Origin of the sequence: Pseudoalteromonas sp. TB25 (genome assembly GCF_000497995.1) — a bacterium.
Taxonomy (GTDB): domain Bacteria; phylum Pseudomonadota; class Gammaproteobacteria; order Enterobacterales; family Alteromonadaceae; genus Pseudoalteromonas; species Pseudoalteromonas distincta.
Genome location: NZ_AUTI01000317.1, coordinates 26,760 through 46,376 on the forward strand (window position 1 = coordinate 26,760; position 19,617 = coordinate 46,376).

Here is a 19,617-nt window from a genome sequence, read left to right on the forward strand (position 1 = left end):
ATCCACAATAAAATTGAGAAATTAATGAAAAAATTAGCACTCGCCTTAAGCTTTTTATTAAGCACGCCTGCAATGGCCATTGATGTTGAACATACATCAACTCCAATTACTATTGATGGCGTATCAGAAAGTGCGTGGGATAAAGCCACTTGGCACGACATGCCTTATTTAATGGATGGCACACTGCCAACAAACGATGCCGACTTTAAAGGGCGTTATCGTTTATTGTGGGATCAAAACTATTTATACCTACAAGCCGATATTGTGGATGATGTTTTAATAGATACACACGCAGATCCAACCTATAAATATTGGGATGACGATGCGCTTGAAGTATTTATTGATAGCGATGCATCGGGCGGAAACCACCAATTTAATCACACCGCTTTGGCGTATCATATTGGCCTTGATAACCAAGCTGCCGATTACGGCCCTGATAAAAAAGCCCATTTATATACCGACCACCTAGTCAGTAACTGGAAGCGTAACACCACCGCACCTTTTAACATCACGTGGGAAGTAGCGATAAAACTCTACCCTAATGATTATAAAGAAGGTGCTAAAAATACCCCAATTACACTTAGCGAAAAGCAAGTAATCGGCTTTATGCTAGCGTATTGCGATAACGATGGCAGCGACGTGCGCGAACACTTTATGGGCTCACACGAAGTACAGCCAGTAAACGGCGACAGAAATCGTGGCTTTATAGATGCAGATGTATTTGGCAAAATCACTCTACTCCCTAAAAAGTAAGTAACTACCAATAAAATAATTGAACACGTGTGTTGGGTTGAGCGAAGCGAAACCCAACGCAAAAAAATCCCACCAACAAATACTGGTACTTTGCATTATCGGCTGTTTCAGCTCTCTCTTTCACTGCTCATTCCCTTCTCCTTGTGCAAAAAATCTTTAAGTAAATTATTCACAAAGAGGCTAAGAGGCGCTGCGCTTTTAGAGGAAAAGGAGAAGAAAAAGCGAAACAATACACATGATAAGAAATTGGTTTAGTAACAATATTCCGGTTGCTTGCTGTGTCACCACGTATGTATTCCACTTACACTTAAAGGGCATTCTAATAGTTTCTCTCTATCTTTTTTTGGTAAATGCGTCTGGTTCGGATAAAACCCATTGTCTTGAATATCTTTTTCTATGTTTTTTGCAGTTTCGATGAATGTTTCTAATACTTCGCAATTAGTATTTCTATGTGCCTTACTTCGTATTGAAGTTACTTTATGAACAACTTTATCTCTGCCAATATCATTGGGAACATCAATAATGATAGTTTCTTCAATTGTTTTTCCGTGAGCTAGCAAGTCTCTAAGTACAAAACAATTATTGGCAGTTTGATATACTTTTGTTCCTAGATAATTTGGTAGATTTACTTCTCGAAATAATTTTTTGTGTGATGCATTTCTATTTAATTTATTAGCATCCCAGTCATTGAATAAAATTCTTCCAAAATGATTAAGCATTGCCTCGATTGAAAATGCGGTGAACACGATTCCTGTTATACAGTGATGCTCGATTTCCCATTCTTCACTTGCTCGCCTAGCTAACTCATAGCTAGTAGTAGCGACTCTAAAATTATCTTTGGCTGAACGTGATTCAAACTTTACATTAATTGAACTCATCACACTTGCTCCAGTGAAATAGTACGCATGTTACTAAAAAAATCATCTACCTAATAAAAAGAGTTATCGACATTCATTATATAATTGCCAAAGATTTTCGAAACCAAAATTTACCAACCCCAAAACACAAAAAGCCGCTGTATTTTTCAATACAGCGGCTTTTAAAATCATTATTCTAAATTAATAGATTATGACTTAGGTGCACGACCCGCACGTTTACGTTCGTTTTCAGTAAGGTGGCGCTTACGGATACGAATGTTTAGTGGAGTAACTTCAACTAGCTCGTCATCATCGATGAACTCAAGCGCTTGCTCAAGTGAGTAGTTAAGGTGTGGAGAAAGCGTTTGCGCTTCATCAGTACCAGATGCACGTACGTTAGTTAACTGCTTGCCTTTAAGGGCGTTAACTGTAAGGTCGTTATCACGGTTATGAATACCGATAACCATACCTTCGTATACTTCAACACCGTGACCGATGAATAAACGGCCGCGTTCTTGTAAGTTAAATAATGCGTTAGTAAGTGCTTTACCCGTTGCGTTTGCAATCATTACGCCGTTCTTACGAACACCGATGTCGCCACCTTTGTGAGGACCGTAATGATCGAACGTATGGTACATAAGACCAGAACCCGAAGTAAGCGTCATGAAATCAGTTTGGAAACCAATTAAACCACGGCTAGGGATCATGAAATCTAAACGCATACGGCCTTTGCCATCTGGAGTCATGTTAGTAAGTTCACCTTTACGTAGGCCAACTTGTTCCATAACAGAACCCTGGTGCTCGTCTTGACAGTCAATAGTTACTGTTTCAAACGGTTCTTCTAGAACGCCATCAACAGTACGTAAGATAACTTCTGGACGAGAAACTGAAAGCTCGTAACCTTCACGACGCATGTTTTCGATTAAGATACCTAGGTGTAATTCACCACGACCAGAAACACGGAAGCTATCTGGGCTAGCAGTATCTTCAACGCGAAGTGCTACGTTGTGTACTAATTCTTTGTCTAAACGCTCACGGATGTTACGTGACGTTACAAACTTACCTTCTTTACCACAGAAAGGTGAGTTATTTACAGAGAATGTCATTGTTACAGTTGGCTCATCAACACTTAGTGGTGGTAATGCTTCAACGTTTCCTGGGAAACAAACTGTGTCAGAAATCTTAAGCTCACCAATACCTGTTACAGTTACGATGTTACCAGCGTAAGCTCTATCAGTTTCGATACGTTCAAGACCTAGGTAGCTTTGTACTGCGCCAATTTTACCATTACGTGTAGTGCCATCAGCACTGATAATAGTAACTTGTTGGTTAGGAGCAACAGAACCACGTTTAATACGACCAATACCAACTACACCAACATAAGAGTTGTAATCTAGTTGAGAAATTTGCATTTGGAAGTCACCTTCAGGATCTGCATCCGGTGGTGATACTTCTTCAACGATCATCTTGAACATAGGTTCCATGTTTTCAGATGGTTCGTCTAAATCTAGCGTTGCCCAGCCGTTGATAGCTGAAGCGTAGATTACTTTAAAGTCTAACTGTTCGTCAGTTGCGCCAAGGTTGTCGAATAAATCAAAGATTTGATCCATAACCCAATCAGGACGTGAACCTGGCTTATCAATTTTATTGATAACTACGATTGGCTTTAAGCCTTGCGCGAATGCCTTTTGCGTAACGAAACGCGTTTGTGGCATTGGACCTTCTTGAGCATCAACAAGTAATAATACTGAGTCAGCCATCGAAAGTACGCGTTCAACTTCACCACCGAAATCGGCGTGTCCCGGGGTATCTACGATATTGATATGGTAGTCGTTCCAAGAAATGGCTGTGTTTTTAGCCAAAATGGTAATACCACGTTCTTTCTCAATGTCGTTTGAGTCCATCACGCGCTCTTCGTTACCGCCGCGTGTTTCTAATGTACCTGATTGCTCAAGTAGTTTGTCAACCAGAGTTGTTTTACCGTGGTCAACGTGCGCGATAATCGCTATATTTCTTAACTTTTCGATGCTCATATATTTACTCAGAGAAATTAAATTCTCAATGATCCTGCAAGATCTACGCACTCATCCACGCTTTCGCGAGATGTCCCAGCATAGGATTTAAAAGGGCGCATATTATCCCTCATTAATGACATGGATGAAAGTTTATCCAATACATATTTTAAAACTTTCTCAATACTTTTACTAAGTATCTGTTTTTTATATGACAATTATATGAATTAAATTTCAATTATTTTTCAAAAAAACCTCTTTTTGACTATTTTTCCGATCTTTTTGTTACTCTTTTGCATTTAGGTTATGCTAATTCCAGCTGATTAAATTAACAACAAATTACGCTCTGTAAATTTTGCACCGAAATGGAATATTTACGCACCAAAGCAGTGCGTTTATATATTCCATTTTGATGCAATGATATTTTTTTAATTTATAAACAGCCAGTTACAATAATGGCACAAAAACAGCTTAGTAAATATCAAAGCAATTATGCAGCAATAACAAAACCCAATAGTTGGAGGACACATGTCACAATCGGTTTTAGATTTTATTAAAGAAAATGACGTTAAGTTCATTGATTTACGCTTTACTGACACTAAGGGTAAAGAACAGCATGTTTCTATTCCTCATCACCAAGTTGATGAAGACTTTTTTGAAGACGGTAAAATGTTCGACGGCTCTTCAATTGCAGGCTGGAAAGGCATAAACGAATCAGACATGGTATTAATGCCAGTTCCTGAGTCAATCAAATTAGACCCTTTCACTGAAGAAGCTACATTAATTTTACGTTGTGACGTAGTAGAGCCATCTACATTACAAGGTTATGAGCGCGACCCGCGTTCTGTTGCTAAGCGCGCTGAAGATTACATGCGTTCTACAGGCATTGCAGACACTGTTTTATTTGGCCCTGAGCCAGAGTTCTTCGTATTTGACGATGTTAAATACAAATCAGATATGTCTGGTTCTATGTACAAAATTGATTCTAAGCAAGCTGCTTGGAACTCAGATAAAGAATATGCAGATGGCAACACTGGTCACCGTCCAGGTGTTAAAGGCGGTTACTTCCCAGTTGCTCCTGTTGATGACTTCCAAGATTGGCGTTCAGCTACGTGTCTAGTTCTAGAAGAAATGGGCCAAGTAGTAGAAGCACATCACCACGAAGTAGCAACAGCAGGTCAAAACGAAATCGCTACTCGCTTTAATACAATGGTATTAAAAGCGGATGAAATCCAAGAAATGAAATATGTTATCCATAACATGGCTCACTTATATGGTAAAACAGCAACGTTTATGCCTAAGCCAGTTGTTGGTGATAACGGTTCTGGTATGCATTGTCACCAGTCTTTAGCTAAAGACGGTGTTAACCTTTTTGCTGGCGATAAGTACGGCGGTCTTTCTGAAGATGCACTTTACTACATTGGCGGTATCATTAAGCATGCTAAAGCAATTAACGCTTTTGCAAACGCATCTACTAACTCGTACAAACGTTTAGTACCAGGTTTTGAAGCACCAGTTATGCTTGCATACTCTGCACGTAACCGCTCTGCATCAATCCGTATCCCAGTGGTTCCATCTGAAAAAGGTCGTCGTATTGAAGTACGCTTCCCGGATCCAACAGCTAACCCATACCTTGCTTTCTCAGCAATGCTTATGGCTGGCCTTGATGGTATCAAAAACAAGATCCACCCTGGCGATGCTATGGATAAAGATTTATACGACTTACCAGCTGAAGAAGCAGCAGAAATTCCAACTGTTGCAGCATCACTTGACGAAGCACTATCTGCACTTAGCGCAGACCGTGAATTCTTAACTCAAGGTGGCGTATTCACTGACGACTTAATCGATGCTTACATCGAACTTAAGTCTAAAGAAGTTGAAAAGCTTAACATGACAACTCACCCAGTTGAGTTTGAAATGTACTACAGCTGTTAATTAAGCTGTAAAAAATATGTGTGTTCTCAAGCCCGCTTTGCGGGCTTTTTTAATGGTAAAATTAGTCAATCTCCACTAAAGTTAAGTTACCGATAAAAATGCAGGGCTGCAGAGTGAATAACAAGATTTTATTACTATTAATTACTTTAGGATTAAGTAATTATAGTTATGCCGGTGAAACAAAAATATACGCTTGGAAAGATAAAAATGGCGTATTAGTGTTCTCAGACACCCCTCATAAAGGTGCTAAAGAGGTAAAGCTTACCAGCCAAGATCTTAATATACCTGCAACAAATACTGACATTTTTGACGAGCAACCCCAGCCTCAACAAGCGGCCTTTAGTATTGCCATTTCCTCACCTGATCATAACCAGACTATTCGTGAAAATACCGGCACTGTTTATGTTACTAGCCGAATAAAACCACGCTTTGAAACTGGTTTTACTATACAACTTTTTATTGATGGTAAAGCACACGGCCCTGCCAGTGACAGCTCAACCTTTGCAATAAGGGATGTAGAACGTGGTCAGCACACACTACAATTAAAGCTTTTTAATAGTAAAAACCAAGTTATTGCTACAAGCGAGCCCTGTATATTTTTTATGCACCGAAAAGGGCTAAGCCTAAGTAATTAAATTGGGGTATTACTCAACGTGCAGCAGTGTATTTTACCGTATAACTTGCTTGCAAACATCAACGCACTAAAATGGTGCAGCTATGATTAATAATAAAAACTTTAGCCCTGAGCTACTCGATGCCATTTGGCAAAATCAAACAACCGCTATCATATTACTTGATAAAAACTTTATTGTAATATATGCCAATAACAGTACCAGTGAACTGCTTGGCCTTGGTAATAAACGCCTATTAGATCAACCTTTTGATAGCCTTTTTAACTACCATTCAATCGATTTAGAGCGTATTAAACAATACTCACTAGTTGAAGGTGTAGATTGCCAGCAGCATAGAGCTGACGTGGTTTTTAGCGATTCTCGCCATGCGAAAGTAGNTGGCTCGCTTTATATTTTATTTGAGTGGCGCCAAACCGATGACGAAATTAAGCACGACCAAGCGTCTAATCAAATGCATCAATACCAAGCTGCCCGAAACCTAATTAGAGGCTTAGCGCACGAAATTAAAAATCCTTTAGGTGGGATTCGCGGAGCGGCGCAGTTATTGCAGTATGAGGTTGATCAACAAGAAAGAGATCAATGTGCTGAGCTCATCATTGAGCAAGCCGACCGATTACGTGAATTAGTAGATAGGCTTTTGGGGCCCAATCAACTTCCACAAAAATCGTATGGCAACATACATCAATCACTTGAATCAGTTGCAAGGCTAAGTACGTTAGATAATTGTTCTAACATTAGCTTGGTTAAAGATTACGACCCAAGTATTCCTGATGTATACATTGATCAAGGCAAAGTTCAGCAAGTAGTATTAAACATTGTACGAAATGCCCAACAGGCGCTTGTAGATGGCGGTGAAATAACAATAAAAACCCGCATTAATCATCAGCATCGTCGCCCAGGTAAAGCACCTAAAAAAGCCTTGTTGATCCAAATATCTGATAACGGACCAGGAATTGATCCCAGTGTACGCGAAACACTGTTCTACCCTATGATCACCAATAAAGAAGGTGGCTCTGGATTAGGACTCTCAATAGCGCAAACGCTGATAGATCAACATGATGGCTATATAGAATGCGATAGCTGGCCTGGACATACTGAATTTAATATCTATCTGCCCTTTGCAGATTAATGTTTGGAGTTTGCATGAAAACAGTTTGGCTTGTAGATGATGATGCCTCAATTCGCTTTGTACTTGAAAAGGCACTAACCCGTTCAGGGTTTAACACGGAGAGCTTTGCTAATGCGCAAGATGTACTAAGCGCACTAAAGTTTAGCCAACCTACTGTTTTAGTTTCTGACGTTAGAATGCCAGGCATGGATGGTATGGCGTTGCTTGAACTTATCGCAGAGCAAAACCCTGGGTTGCCGGTTATTATAATGACCGCCCATTCTGATTTAGACTCAGCAGTTAATGCATTCCAAAAAGGTGCTTTTGAATACCTAGCTAAGCCGTTTGATTTAAACGAAGCAGTAGCTCTCGTCGAAAGCGCATGCAGAGCAAACTCCACTAAAAAAACTAAACGAAAGCAAGCTCCACCTAAAAGTGCTCACATAATTGGTGAAGCGCCCGCAATGCAAGAAGTGTTTAGAGCGATAGGTAAACTATCGGCTTCTAGCATGAGCGTATTAATAAATGGAGAATCTGGCACAGGTAAAGAACTTGTCGCCAGTGCGCTGCACAATCATAGTCCACGTAAAGAAAATCAATTTATTGCACTTAACATGGCAGCCATTCCAAAAGAGCTTGTTGAGTCAGAGTTATTTGGCCACGAAAAAGGCGCATTTACGGGCGCAGATAGCGTACGTAAAGGCCGCTTTGAGCAAGCCAATGGCGGCACACTGTTTTTAGATGAAATTGGTGATATGCCACTTGATGTACAAACACGTTTATTGCGCGTACTTGCCGATGGTGAATTTTATCGCGTTGGTGGCCATCAAAGTATAAAAGTAGATGTCCGTATTATTGCGGCTACTCACCAAAACCTTGAAGATTTAGTTAAACAGGGCAAGTTTAGGGATGATTTATTTCATCGTCTTAATGTTGTGCGCCTACGTTTACCCGCTCTTCGAGAGCGCACTGAAGATATAGAAAGCTTATCGCAGCACTTTTTACATAAAAGTGCTAAAGAACTACAAGTAGAAAGCAAAGTGCTGAGCCCTAAAGCGACTGAGCAATTACGTTTATTTAATTGGCCAGGCAATGTGCGCCAATTAGAAAACACGTGTCGCTGGCTTACAGTTATGGCACCCGGTGAGCTTGTAAGCGAGCAAGACTTACCGCCGGAGATTCTGGATGCTTCGCCGACCCAAGAAGAAGGTGATTGGCTAGATGCGTTTCAGCAATGGCTTAATCAAGAGCTTAAACAAGGCAAAGAAAATATTTGGCCTGACATTCAAGCCCAGCTAGAAACTCGTTTAATTAAAACCGCCTTGGCTAATTGTTCTGGTCATAAGCAAGATGCTGCTATAAAAATTGGTTGGGGACGCAACACGTTGACCCGAAAATTAAAAGAGCGCAATATTAGCTGATTAAACGCTTTTAACACATTTGGTTATTGATGAAGCTAATCGAACATATTCCTTTGTTTAAACAAATGGAAATTATAAACAGGCTGCACTTTTTTAAGGAATTTACGCTCAGCGAGCGCCAAGTCTTATTAGAGTCGTTCGGCCTGTTGTATTTAGTAAGCCAGCATCAATTTTTATTTAAGCAATACGATAACGACAAACGTTTGTACATTGTACTTAGCGGCGCGTTATTAGTATTTAAACATAATCATTTGCTAGAACTTGGCACTATAGAGCCCGGTGAATTTATAGGTGAAGGTGCCTTTATAAATAACCGAGAGCGTAGTACTAGCGCTCGCGCTAAAACCGACAGCATAGTTCTTGCTATTACCCCTGAAGCACTCACCCGCTTACCTAATGTTATCCGTGAAAAAATTAAAGACCGAATTATAGAAGGTATGAGTTTGCGTATTGCAAAACTTAGTGAACATATAGAAACTCACGGTTAACTCTATCACTCAATCCATATAAACAATTTGCAATGAGCAATCAAGCCAACTGGGCTTATTAACGTGCGCAGTAAAAGTGTAAGTATCTGAAGGCTTGGCACCAAAGGGGGTATTTACAAGTGGTTGTGAGTGACTGTATGTTTGCGAATAATTTTTGTAATAAATGACAACGTAACCATATGAAAACTCCCAACCTAACCTTACAACAGCGCCACTGGGTAAGGTAAAGTCAGCATATTTATCTGTAAATGTGACAAGTAAATCATTGTACTTGTCTTCGCTGCATTGAGTTGTTCGTAACCTTTTAGGCATAACAAAGGTTGTACCCGCCACTACATTTTTTAAATAAAAACCTATGTTGCCATCACCATAAAAATGATTTGAACGCGTTGTATAGTTAACTTGTGGCTCGTAACCTAGCCCCTGCATTATAGCCGCAAGTTGCTCAGTTTCTTTAGAATAAATCTTATCACTTGATAAGAGTAATGTGGCTTCACCAAAGTCAGGTGGGATTGCCAGCTCTACATATTCATAAGGGAGCGATTGTGCTTTTAGCGCAGCATCGAGCTGATTGCTCTGTTCATCTTGCAAGTTTTCACTAAATACATACACGGTAGGTTGTTGACACGCAGCTAATGGTAATGCCAACACACACATTAAAATTCCATTTTTCATAGTTACCCCTTTTGATTACGCTTGTAGTCTATTAAAGGTAACTATTTATAGCAATTTAATTTGTTTGGCTATCCAACCAAGCATCCACACTTTTGCGAGTATATAAAACTTCTTTAAATAAACGATGGCGTTGAAATTCAAGTACCGATTTTTTTTTCATATCGCCACTCACTAAACGACTATGGTGATCGTTAAATTTTGAAATCACAGAAAAACCACGTTCAGCATTTTCCTTTTGCTCTTTTACTTGATTAGTAAGATGTGACCTAACATCATCTGCGGTCAACATATCTGAATTATCTAAGCCCATTAGCTCTTTTTTCATTGCTAATCTTACGCCCATTTTCTACTCCGTTTTATATGTATTCATTACACATTGATTAATCCGCCAGAGTTTTAGCAATTAGCGAGCCATACGTAAAAAAGATTGCAACGAAGCTTAACTTTTAATTGCTTCAGTTTTTTTAAAGACAGATAAAATACCTAAAAACTTTCATAACTAATTGTGTATTACAGCTATCTAAAGTTACTTGCTTTGGTGCAAAAGTCGCTGTAAGCCTTTATACTAAAGCCTGTGCGTTACCCCACCGAGAGCAAATATGAACGAAGAATATATAGAAATAGAGTTAGAAGAAGAGCCGATTGAGCTTTGTAAATTATTAAAAGTATTAAACTTAGTTGAAGGTGGCGGCCAAGCTAAAAACCTAATCACTGAAGGCTATGTGGGTGTTAACCATGAAATTTGTACAATAAAGCGGAAAAAATTATACAGTGGCGATGTACTAGAATTCGATGGTGAGTTTTTTCAACTTGCGTTAAGTGAAGATGCAGTTCCTGCAGAAAAACCTGCTGCACAAACTCAAGCAGAATCAAAGCAAGCTGCACCACAACCAACAAATCAGCCAGCTAAAGCTAAGCGCAAGCGCACTAAAAAGCCAAAAGTTGACGATAAAACAGGTCGTCGTCCTATTTCATTTGGTTAAGTATTTAAAAAACCTCTTTTTATATAAAAAGGCCACCTTGTATAGTTGGCCTTTTTGCTCTTTAATTACCTAGCTAATAATAATAAAAACAAGGTAATAATATGTCACAAAACACACCAGCCACCTGGTTTAAACCCGCTGTATGGGCGGCACTTGTATGGAACTTACTTGGCGTTATTGCATTTGCTATGCACATGATGATGACACCCGAAATGATAGGTAAACTACCGCTAGATCAACAAGCTGCCTACTCTAACGTTCCTATTTGGTCAACTATTGCCTTTGCTATAGCTGTATTTGGAAGCACTTTGGGTTGTCTGTTTCTACTTACTAAAAACTCTCTTGCAATACCTACTTTTGCACTGTCGCTCGGTGCTATTTTACTACAGCAGTACTATAACTTTGTAGTTATAAACAGTATTGAGCTGCTTGGCGCAAGTGCTGTATTTATGCCTGTTTTTGTAATCATAATTGCCATTGCTCTACTTTATTTAAGTATTAAAGCTAAGCAACAAGGTTGGTTACAGTAATTAATAAAGGTCAAAATAACTTTTGACCTTACCTCGTCTTTCAAATCATCTCTTGAAATTAAATTTTTCAGCATCATCTCTACTATAATAATTGTATAAAATTCGTTCTCTAAAGACGGCTTTTTACATTGGTATGCACTTTGCAACTCAAGTACTACAGAGGTCACTCTTCAAAATATTTTTATAATTCATAAAGGGGCAAATAATGAATAATAGTTTCGATACCCAACATCAGCTCACAATAAACGGTGAGCAATATCATATTCATTCTCTAAAAGGACTTGGCGACAAAGCGAAACGATTGCCCTTCTCCTTAAAAGTATTACTTGAAAACCTTCTTCGAAACGAAGACGGCGCAAATATTAAAGAACAAGACATTCAAGCCCTCCTTAATTGGGATCCTCAAGCAAAACCTGCATCTGAAGTTGCCTTTACTCCAGCTCGCGTAGTTATGCAAGATTTCACCGGTGTACCCGCTATTGTTGATTTAGCCGCGATGCGTGACGCAATGGAAAAACTAGGTGGCGATCCTGCAAAAATAAATCCGTTATCGCCAGCTGAACTTGTTATTGACCATTCGGTACAAGTAGATGGTTATGGTAATGATGGTGCATTTGATTTAAATGCCAAGCTTGAATATGACCGAAATAAAGAACGTTACGAATTTTTACGCTGGGGACAAACCGCTTTTGATAATTTAAAAGTAGTGCCACCAGCAACCGGTATTGTTCACCAAGTGAATTTAGAGTATTTAGCCCGTGTTGTTTTTAATGAAGAGCGCGATGGCAAAAAATTCGCTTACCCAGACACTCNCTCTCGTAGGTACCGACTCTCATACAACCATGATTAATGGCTTAGGTGTACTTGGTTGGGGCGTAGGCGGTATTGAAGCCGAAGCGGCTATGCTTGGTCAGCCAATTAGTTTATTGATTCCACAAGTAGTCGGTATGAAGCTAAGCGGCAGATTACCTGAAGGTACAACCGCAACCGATTTAGTATTAACAGTAACCGAAATACTGCGTAACCATGGTGTAGTGGGTAAATTTGTAGAGTTTTATGGTGACGGCCTTGCCGACCTACCACTTGCCGATAGAGCAACCATAGCGAATATGGCACCAGAATACGGCGCTACGTGTGGTATTTTCCCGATTGATGATGAAACCATTAACTACCTTCGCTTAACAAACCGCGACGAAAAACACCTAAAGGTAATTGAAGATTATGCTAAACACCAAGGTTTATGGCGTAACGATGGCGACGAAGCGAGCTACACCGATACACTCGAACTTAAATTAGACGATGTTGTACCAAGCCTTGCAGGCCCTAAACGTCCACAAGATAGAATTGCCCTAAATAAAGCGGGTGAAGTAATTGGCGAGCATTTAAAAGGCTTTCAAGATGAGCGTATGGCTCGTCGCGATAAAAGCGATGAAGAGCAAGCTCGTATTGAAAGTGAAGGCCCAACAACAAATCCAGATGAGCCAGTAGACGAAGCACAGTTTATGGGTGCCGCTAAAGTTAAATTTAAAGGCCAAGAGTTTGAGCTAAATGATGGCGCTTGTGTTATTGCCGCAATTACCAGCTGTACCAATACCTCTAATCCAAGTGTTATTTTAGCCGCAGGCTTAGTCGCTAAAAAAGCGAAGCAATTAGGCATTAATGTAAAACCTTGGGTTAAAACATCCCTTGCACCAGGCTCTAAAGTAGTTACCGACTACCTAGAAAAAGCAGGCTTGATGGACGACCTAGAAAGCCTAGGATTTAACTTGGTAGGCTATGGCTGTACTACGTGTATTGGCAACTCAGGTCCACTAGCGACTGAAATATCAGATGCGATTCAAAAGCATAAATTAGTGGTTAGCTCTATTTTATCGGGTAACCGTAACTTTGAAGGGCGTATTCACCAAGATGTGAAAATGAACTTTTTAGCCTCACCTCCACTTGTTGTAGCCTATGCCATTGCCGGCAGAACCGACATTGACGTATACAACGAACCCCTTGCGCAAGATGCTAATGGTAACGATATTTACCTTAAAAACATCTGGCCAAGCGTTAAAGAAGTGAGCGACCTAGTTAAAGAAACAGTAACTAAAGAAATGTTTGAAAAAAGCTACGCTAACGTTTACGAAGGCGATAGCCGCTGGCAGCAAATTCAAATACCTGATGGCAAACTTTATGATTGGGATGACGCATCTACCTACATTAAAAAAGCACCATTTTTTGATGGTATGAAAGTAGAACCTCCGGGTATTCCAACGATTGAGGGCGCACGTTGTTTAGCTAAGCTTGGGGATTCAGTAACTACTGACCATATTTCTCCAGCAGGTGCTATTAAAGCAGAAGCGCCAGCAGGTTTATACTTGCAAGAGAAAGGTGTAGAAAAATCGCAATTTAACTCGTATGGCTCACGCCGTGGTAATCACGAAGTAATGATGCGCGGCACGTTTGCCAATGTACGTCTTAAAAACTTACTTGCCCCGGGTACTGAGGGCGGTGTAACACGTACACAACCAGAAAACGATTTAGCAAGCATTTACGATGCAGCTATGGAGTATCAAAAAAATAATACGCCTCTCATTATTTTAGCGGGTAAAGAATACGGTACGGGTTCATCTCGTGACTGGGCGGCCAAAGGCTCACTTTTACTAGGCGTTAAAGCGGTTGTAGCACAAAGCTATGAGCGAATTCATCGCTCTAACTTAATTGGTATGGGTGTATTACCTCTGCAATTTAAAGAAGGTGAAAGCTACGAGTCACATGGGTTAACAGGGCAAGAACAATTTGATATTGATGGCCTGTACGATAAAACCGATGAAGTAACCGTTATTGCTACAAATGCCGAAGGTAAAAAAGTAACCTTGAGTGCTGATGTACGTATTGATACCCCTAAAGAGTGGGATTACTACAAACACGGCGGTATTTTACAATATGTACTGCGTAATATGCTCGACTAATAAAAACAGTAGTTAATACATTTAAAAGCCCAGTTTAGTAATAAGCTGGGCTTTTTTATGTGTGCTGTTTGTTGTCTTAAATCAATGCTAAGCCTTTAAAGCATGCCTACACTAAGGTAACTCTTAGTGAGGTAACTATGTCGCAAATAATGATAATTAGGCTGCTTAAAACATCAATAGTGCTTGGGTTGTGCCTCATTGTGACTGGCCACACTTTAATTGCGTCGAGTTACTTCACTGTTAATCATGGTATTAAAGGAATAATTATAGCCGCGGCATGCATTGCTGTAGGCGTGCTGCTGTCACTTCCCACTAAAATATATTTAACCGTATTATTGATGGAAGCCGAAAAACGTTATTTAAAAAACCATAAAAGCACGCACTCTAAATAATTAGAGTGCACTTAAATTATTAATTTCTTTATTACGTTTTTCTAGTTTGTCTTTTACATTTTCGGCATCATTAAATAGCTTTTTAACAGAGTCTGGGTTCAAAATACTGATCCCCTCTGGTGCAGCCGACATTGTATTTGTACTTGGAGAGGTATTTAAAATAGACGTGTCTTCTGCTGCAATAACAGTAATATCTTTAGGATCGAGTTTTACTTCAATACTTTTTGCATGCGGGTTAGGTGTATCAGAAAAGTGCCATTGGCCTGTTTCATCTTGCCACTTAAAAATTTTGCTGCTTGAGGTGGTACTTTCAGGCATTGGTTCATCAGAAATACTGCTCGCAATTTTATCGCCAGCTTGCTTAACGCCCTGCACTGCTTGGTCCAAAGTATTGCTAGATAGCGCGACCATTTTTTCTTTAATTTGCTGAGATTCACTGCTAATTGATGATGCAGAAAGCCATGTTTGACCATCGGGCTTTTTTATATAAAACAAAGAGATGACTGCAATAGCCATGATTGATATAGCTAAGTAGGTAAAGTATTTCATAGCGTTCCTGCTTTAATTAATCCTTTAATGCCTTGAGTCTAATAAAAAATACTTAATTAGGCAATTTTTTGTACCCTAATAAAAAAATAAAAACGCAGCCGAAGCTGCGTTTTTATTTGCAATTTAACTACACTGTAGTGGCGTTAAATACCATCACCATCCATGTGTAGTCCACATTCTCGGTTTAAACCAAAAAAGCGGGTTTCTTCCTCAGTCATTCCTGGTTCTAACTTACGTGTTGTATGTACGTCACCCATCGACACATAACCTTGCTCCCATAATGGGTGGTAAGGTAAATCGTGCTTAGTAAGATACTGATACACGTCGCGGTTAGACCATTCAATAATCGGGTACACTTTAACGGTACCACGGCTAATTTCTACAAACTGTTTATCAGCACGTGTAGATGATTGATCGCGGCGCAGACCACTAAACCACGTGCCTGCTTCTATTTCTTTTAACGCACGGGTCATCGGCTCTACTTTATTAAGCTGATTATATTGCTTAATGCCGTCTTCGCCTTGCTCCCATAGTTTACCAAATTTAGCCTCTTGCCATGCTGGGCTAAGCGGCGCTCTATACACCTTTAAGTTAAGTGATAAACGCTCACTCATTTGCTCAATAAACTGATACGTTTCAGGAAATAAATAGCCGGTATCGGTTAATACAACAGGAATATCTGGACGTTGTGAGGTCATTAAATGCAGCATTACTGCCGCTTGAATACCAAAGCTAGATGATAAAAAAGCCGTATTAGGCAAGTTATCAAGCGCCCATGCAACGCGCTGTTCTGCGCTCATATTCGCTAGTAAACCATTAGCATCAGCTAACATAGCCGTTTGGCTTTGTTTATCTAGCTGTAAAATGTTTTTAAATTCACTCATGGTAAATTCCAAACCTCACCAGCGCCAAAGCGCTGGTATTTAATTAAGCGTGAAAATCGGTTACTGATACTTTTACTTCAGCAACAATGCCTTTGCGTATAACAAAGTCACCAAAACACTCACCGTCATTGCGCTCGCTTGCCCATTGGCCAATTAGCTTATCGAATGCTTCTAAGTAAACGTCTTCGCCTACGTTCTCAAGGTACAATTTAGGAATACGTGTGCCTTCTAAATTACCACCTAGGTAAACGTTGTACTTACCTGGGCCTTTACCCACTAAACCAGCTTCGGCTAGCATTGCGCGGCCACAGCCGTTCGGGCAACCAACAACGCGCATAATAATGCTGTCATCTGGTATACCGTGCTTAGCAAGTAATGCTTCAGTTTTTTCTACTAGGCTTGGTAAGTAACGCTCTGCTTCGGCCATTGCAAGTGGGCACGTTGGCAGCGAAACACACGCCATAGAGTTTTTACGTTGCTGCGAATCTGTGTCGTCAATTAAGCCATGGCTACGTGCAATTTCTTCAATCACGGCTTTTTGATCTGCAGGTACGCCAGCAATAATTAAGTTTTGGTTTGCCGTCATACGCATGTCACCTTGGTGAACTTCTGCAATTTTACGACAACCTGTTTTAAGCGGTTTGCCTGGGTAGTCTAAAATACGACCACTTTGAATGAATAGCGTTAAGTGATGCTTACCATCAATGCCTTCAACCCAACCAATGCGATCGCCTCGGTGAGTAAACTCAAACGGACGACTTGGTGCAAACGTAACGCCTGAGCGTTTTTCTACTTCTGCTTTAAATACATCAACACCTACACGGTCTAGTGTGTATTTAGTTTTTGCATTTTTACGGTTTGAACGATTACCCCAATCGCGCTGCACAGATACAACATGCTCTGCAATTTTTAAGGTATCTTCTAGCGTAATAAAGCCAAAGTCATCAGCCTTACGCGGATAAGTTGCTGTATCGCCGTGCGTCATGGCAAGGCCACCGCCCACTAATACGTTAAAACCAACAAGCTTGCCGTTATCAGCAATTGCCACAAAGTTTAAGTCATTCGCATGCACATCAACTTCGTTGTTAGGTGGAATAGTTACCGTTGTTTTAAATTTACGCGGTAAGTAATTAGACCCTAAAATTGGCTCTTCTGTGGTTTCTGCTTTTTCGCCATTTAACCAAATTTCGGCATACGCTTTCGTTTTTGGTAATAAATGCTCAGAAATTTTTGCAGCCCAGTCGTAAGCTTCTTGATGTAACTCAGACTCAACTGGGTTAGTAGTACAAAGCACATTACGGTTAACGTCACCCGCTGTAGCAATAGAGTCTATACCTACGCTATCAAGCATTTGGTGCATGCCTTTAATATTAGGCTTTAGCACACCATGAAACTGAAACGTTTGACGCGTTGTTAAACGAATACTGCCGTAGCTTGTTTTGTCATCTGCAAACTTATCGATTGCTAGCCACTGCTCTGGCTTAATAATACCGCCAGGCATACGCGCACGTAACATTACATTATGTAGCGGCTCTAGCTTTTGCTTAGCACGCTCACCACGTATATCGCGGTCATCTTGTTGGTACATGCCATGAAAACGAATTAGCTGAAAGTTGTCGGCAGTAAAACCACCAGTAATTTCATCTTTTAAATCTTTTTCTATGGTGCCACGTAAAAAGTTACTTTCTCTTTTCAAACGTTCGTTATCAGAAAGTTTTACGTTTTTATCTTGTTCGCTCATTTTAAATCCTAAATTTGTTACAGTGACGGCTGTTAGCTGTTAAATAAAATAAGAAACGTGATTAATACACGTCTTTCTGATAGCGGTTTGCGCTACGCAAATCTTTTAAGTATTGCTCTGCGTCTTCGTTACTCTTACCTGTGTTTTCTTTAACGATATCAAGCAAGGCGTTGTGTACATCTTTTGCCATACGATTTGCATCGCCACAAATATAAAAGTGAGCGCCAGCTTCTAACCATTCAAACACGTCTTTACTGTTACTGCGTAATTTGTCTTGTACGTATACTTTTTCGGCTTGGTCGCGGCTAAATGCTACATCTACTTTGTTAAGTAAACCCGATTTTAAATAACCCTGTATTTCTACTTGGTATAAAAAATCTTGAGTAAAATGTGGGTTACCAAAAAACAACCAGTTTTTGCCTTGTGCTTCACGCGAATCACGCTCTTGTAAAAATGCACGGAACGGCGCAATACCGGTACCTGGGCCAACCATGATCACAGGTGTATCATCGTTAGTAGGTAGGCGGAAATTATCGTTGTGTTCGCTAAATACTTTAACTTTACAACCTTCTTCAGCACGACGAGTTAAGTAACCAGTACAGCCACCTAAATGCTCGCTATCAAATGCATCAAACTGCACTAGAGCTAGTGTTAAATGTACTTCGTCTTCAACTTCGCTTTGGCTAGATGCAATTGAGTACAAACGCGCTTGTAGTTTACGTAAGCAATCTACTAATGTTTGCGCATCAAGCTTTGCTGGGTTTTGGCGAATCACATCAAATATTTGACGAGGCTCAATGTATGCGCGCATTGCAGTTTTATCTTCAACTAGTTTAAGCAGCTCTGGCGTGCCCGTAGCAGTTGCATATTTTTCTACAAAACCAGGGTATGACTGAGTCAGCTCTAGTTTTTCAATAAGTGCATCGCGTACGCTTAGCTCTTCATCACCTACTTTTACAATGCTTGTTGCATCTATTTGAGTAAGTGTAAGTACTTCATCAACTAATACATCGTCATTTAAAAAGTACACACCTAATGAATCACCTGGCGTGTAAGTAATGTCAGAACCTTCAAGCGAAATTTCAACATGGCGTACATCTTTAGTTGAGTCGCGACCGGTAATTTTTTGAACAGTTAATAGCTCTGCTTCAAATGGATTTTGTTTTGTATATTGGCTTGCTGCAGAAGTTGGTGCGCCAAATGGCATTGATACAACTTGACCACCAGCGGCCTCTTGTTGCGCTTTTAAATCAGGTTCGAATGCGTCAATTGCGCCCGCAATCCATGTTGCAGCTTCTTCTTCATAATCTACATCTAAATCAGCACGTTGATATATGGTCTGTGCACCTAGTTTATTTAAACGCTCTTCAAAGTCTTTTGCTGTTTGGCAGAAAAACTCATAGCTAGAATCACCTAAACCAATAACGGCTATTTTTACATCGTCTAGTTTTGGTGCTTTTTTAGTTGCTAAAAATTCATAGAGTGTTTCTGCGTCTTCTGGTGGCTCACCTTCACCGTAAGTAGATACAACGATGGTTAAAAACTTTTCTTTTTTCAGGGCTGTTGGTTTGTAATCTGACATGCTAACCAATTTAACCGCTAAGCCGCGCGACTCAGCCTGCTCTTTCATTTTGCTTGCTACGCCTTTTGCGTTACCCGTTTGCGAACCATATAAAATAGTTAGCGCTGCAGCATCTCCTGCA

17 protein-coding genes and 1 pseudogene are annotated in these 19,617 nt (G+C 40.1%); 10 read left to right on the top strand and 8 right to left on the bottom strand.

Features of this window, described 5'->3' with window-relative positions; translation table 11 throughout:
* Nucleotides 1-24 precede the first annotated feature (24 nt).
* Nucleotides 25-753 carry a CBM9 family sugar-binding protein gene (locus L652_RS0111895; RefSeq protein WP_024596974.1) on the top strand — a complete coding sequence of 243 codons (729 nt, stop codon included), beginning with the start codon at nucleotides 25-27 and terminating at the stop codon, nucleotides 751-753.
* A 281-nt stretch (nucleotides 754-1,034) separates the two neighbouring features.
* On the opposite strand, the gene L652_RS1000000124380 is transcribed toward L652_RS0111895, so the two are convergent.
* Nucleotides 1,035-1,631 carry a hypothetical protein gene (locus L652_RS1000000124380; protein WP_024596973.1) on the bottom strand — a complete coding sequence of 199 codons (597 nt, stop codon included), beginning with the start codon at nucleotides 1,629-1,631 and terminating at the stop codon, nucleotides 1,035-1,037.
* Nucleotides 1,632-1,819: 188 nt separating this feature from the next.
* The gene (gene typA / locus L652_RS0111905; RefSeq protein WP_024596972.1) at nucleotides 1,820-3,643 is read right to left on the bottom strand and encodes a translational GTPase TypA; all 1,824 of its coding nucleotides are present in this window, start codon (nucleotides 3,641-3,643) and stop codon (nucleotides 1,820-1,822) included.
* A gap of 507 nt (nucleotides 3,644-4,150) precedes the next feature.
* On the opposite strand from typA, the gene glnA reads away from it, so the two are divergent.
* The 5 genes from glnA (at nucleotide 4,151) to L652_RS0111930 (ending at nucleotide 9,206) form a co-directional block, all read left to right on the top strand.
* Entirely contained in the window at nucleotides 4,151-5,557 is a 1,407-nt protein-coding gene (gene glnA / locus L652_RS0111910) for a glutamate--ammonia ligase (protein ID WP_010554792.1), read from the top strand.
* Nucleotides 5,558-5,670: 113 nt separating this feature from the next.
* Nucleotides 5,671-6,192, top strand: a complete 522-nt coding sequence (locus L652_RS0111915; RefSeq protein WP_024596971.1) for a DUF4124 domain-containing protein — start codon at nucleotides 5,671-5,673, stop codon at nucleotides 6,190-6,192.
* 82 nt (nucleotides 6,193-6,274) lie between these two features.
* Nucleotides 6,275-7,318, top strand: a complete 1,044-nt coding sequence (gene glnL / locus L652_RS0111920; protein WP_024603470.1) for a nitrogen regulation protein NR(II) — start codon at nucleotides 6,275-6,277, stop codon at nucleotides 7,316-7,318.
* A gap of 14 nt (nucleotides 7,319-7,332) precedes the next feature.
* Nucleotides 7,333-8,718, top strand: coding sequence for a nitrogen regulation protein NR(I) (gene ntrC, locus L652_RS0111925; protein ID WP_024596969.1), 1,386 nt, complete (start codon nucleotides 7,333-7,335; stop codon nucleotides 8,716-8,718).
* A gap of 29 nt (nucleotides 8,719-8,747) precedes the next feature.
* Nucleotides 8,748-9,206 carry a cyclic nucleotide-binding domain-containing protein gene (locus L652_RS0111930; RefSeq protein WP_010554789.1) on the top strand — a complete coding sequence of 153 codons (459 nt, stop codon included), beginning with the start codon at nucleotides 8,748-8,750 and terminating at the stop codon, nucleotides 9,204-9,206.
* A gap of 9 nt (nucleotides 9,207-9,215) precedes the next feature.
* Here L652_RS0111930 and L652_RS0111935 read toward each other — a convergent pair whose 3' ends face one another.
* Both L652_RS0111935 and L652_RS0111940 read right to left on the bottom strand, forming a co-directional pair.
* Nucleotides 9,216-9,881, bottom strand: coding sequence for a hypothetical protein (locus tag L652_RS0111935; protein ID WP_024596968.1), 666 nt, complete (start codon nucleotides 9,879-9,881; stop codon nucleotides 9,216-9,218).
* A 55-nt stretch (nucleotides 9,882-9,936) separates the two neighbouring features.
* Nucleotides 9,937-10,224 (bottom strand): hypothetical protein, encoded by a 288-nt coding sequence (locus L652_RS0111940; protein WP_024596967.1) that lies wholly within the window; start codon nucleotides 10,222-10,224, stop codon nucleotides 9,937-9,939.
* A gap of 256 nt (nucleotides 10,225-10,480) precedes the next feature.
* Here L652_RS0111940 and L652_RS0111945 point away from each other — a divergent pair, with 256 nt between their 5' ends.
* The 4 genes and pseudogenes from L652_RS0111945 to L652_RS1000000125720 all read left to right on the top strand — a co-directional run bounded on the left by L652_RS0111945 (nucleotide 10,481) and on the right by L652_RS1000000125720 (nucleotide 14,740).
* The gene (locus L652_RS0111945; protein WP_024596966.1) at nucleotides 10,481-10,864 is read left to right on the top strand and encodes an RNA-binding S4 domain-containing protein; all 384 of its coding nucleotides are present in this window, start codon (nucleotides 10,481-10,483) and stop codon (nucleotides 10,862-10,864) included.
* A gap of 101 nt (nucleotides 10,865-10,965) precedes the next feature.
* Nucleotides 10,966-11,394 carry a hypothetical protein gene (locus L652_RS0111950; RefSeq protein WP_024596965.1) on the top strand — a complete coding sequence of 143 codons (429 nt, stop codon included), beginning with the start codon at nucleotides 10,966-10,968 and terminating at the stop codon, nucleotides 11,392-11,394.
* Between the two features lie 205 nt (nucleotides 11,395-11,599).
* Nucleotides 11,600-14,348, top strand: a pseudogene (gene acnA, locus L652_RS01000000123750) (aconitate hydratase AcnA).
* 137 nt (nucleotides 14,349-14,485) lie between these two features.
* Nucleotides 14,486-14,740, top strand: a complete 255-nt coding sequence (locus L652_RS1000000125720) for a hypothetical protein (RefSeq protein ID WP_024594736.1) — start codon at nucleotides 14,486-14,488, stop codon at nucleotides 14,738-14,740.
* Here the strand turns inward: L652_RS1000000125720 and L652_RS0111965 are convergent, their stop codons facing one another.
* The 4 genes from L652_RS0111965 to L652_RS0111980 form a co-directional block, all read right to left on the bottom strand.
* Nucleotides 14,741-15,289: a DUF4124 domain-containing protein gene (locus L652_RS0111965; protein ID WP_024594735.1), complete on the bottom strand. Its 549-nt coding sequence runs from the start codon at nucleotides 15,287-15,289 to the stop codon at nucleotides 14,741-14,743.
* 143 nt (nucleotides 15,290-15,432) lie between these two features.
* Nucleotides 15,433-16,173, bottom strand: coding sequence for a phosphoadenylyl-sulfate reductase (locus L652_RS0111970; protein ID WP_024594734.1), 741 nt, complete (start codon nucleotides 16,171-16,173; stop codon nucleotides 15,433-15,435).
* 43 nt (nucleotides 16,174-16,216) lie between these two features.
* Nucleotides 16,217-17,914, bottom strand: coding sequence for an assimilatory sulfite reductase (NADPH) hemoprotein subunit (gene cysI, locus L652_RS0111975; RefSeq protein ID WP_024594733.1), 1,698 nt, complete (start codon nucleotides 17,912-17,914; stop codon nucleotides 16,217-16,219).
* A gap of 61 nt (nucleotides 17,915-17,975) precedes the next feature.
* A partial coding sequence (locus tag L652_RS0111980; protein WP_024603471.1) for an assimilatory sulfite reductase (NADPH) flavoprotein subunit occupies nucleotides 17,976-19,617 on the bottom strand: 1,642 nt, incomplete at its 5' end.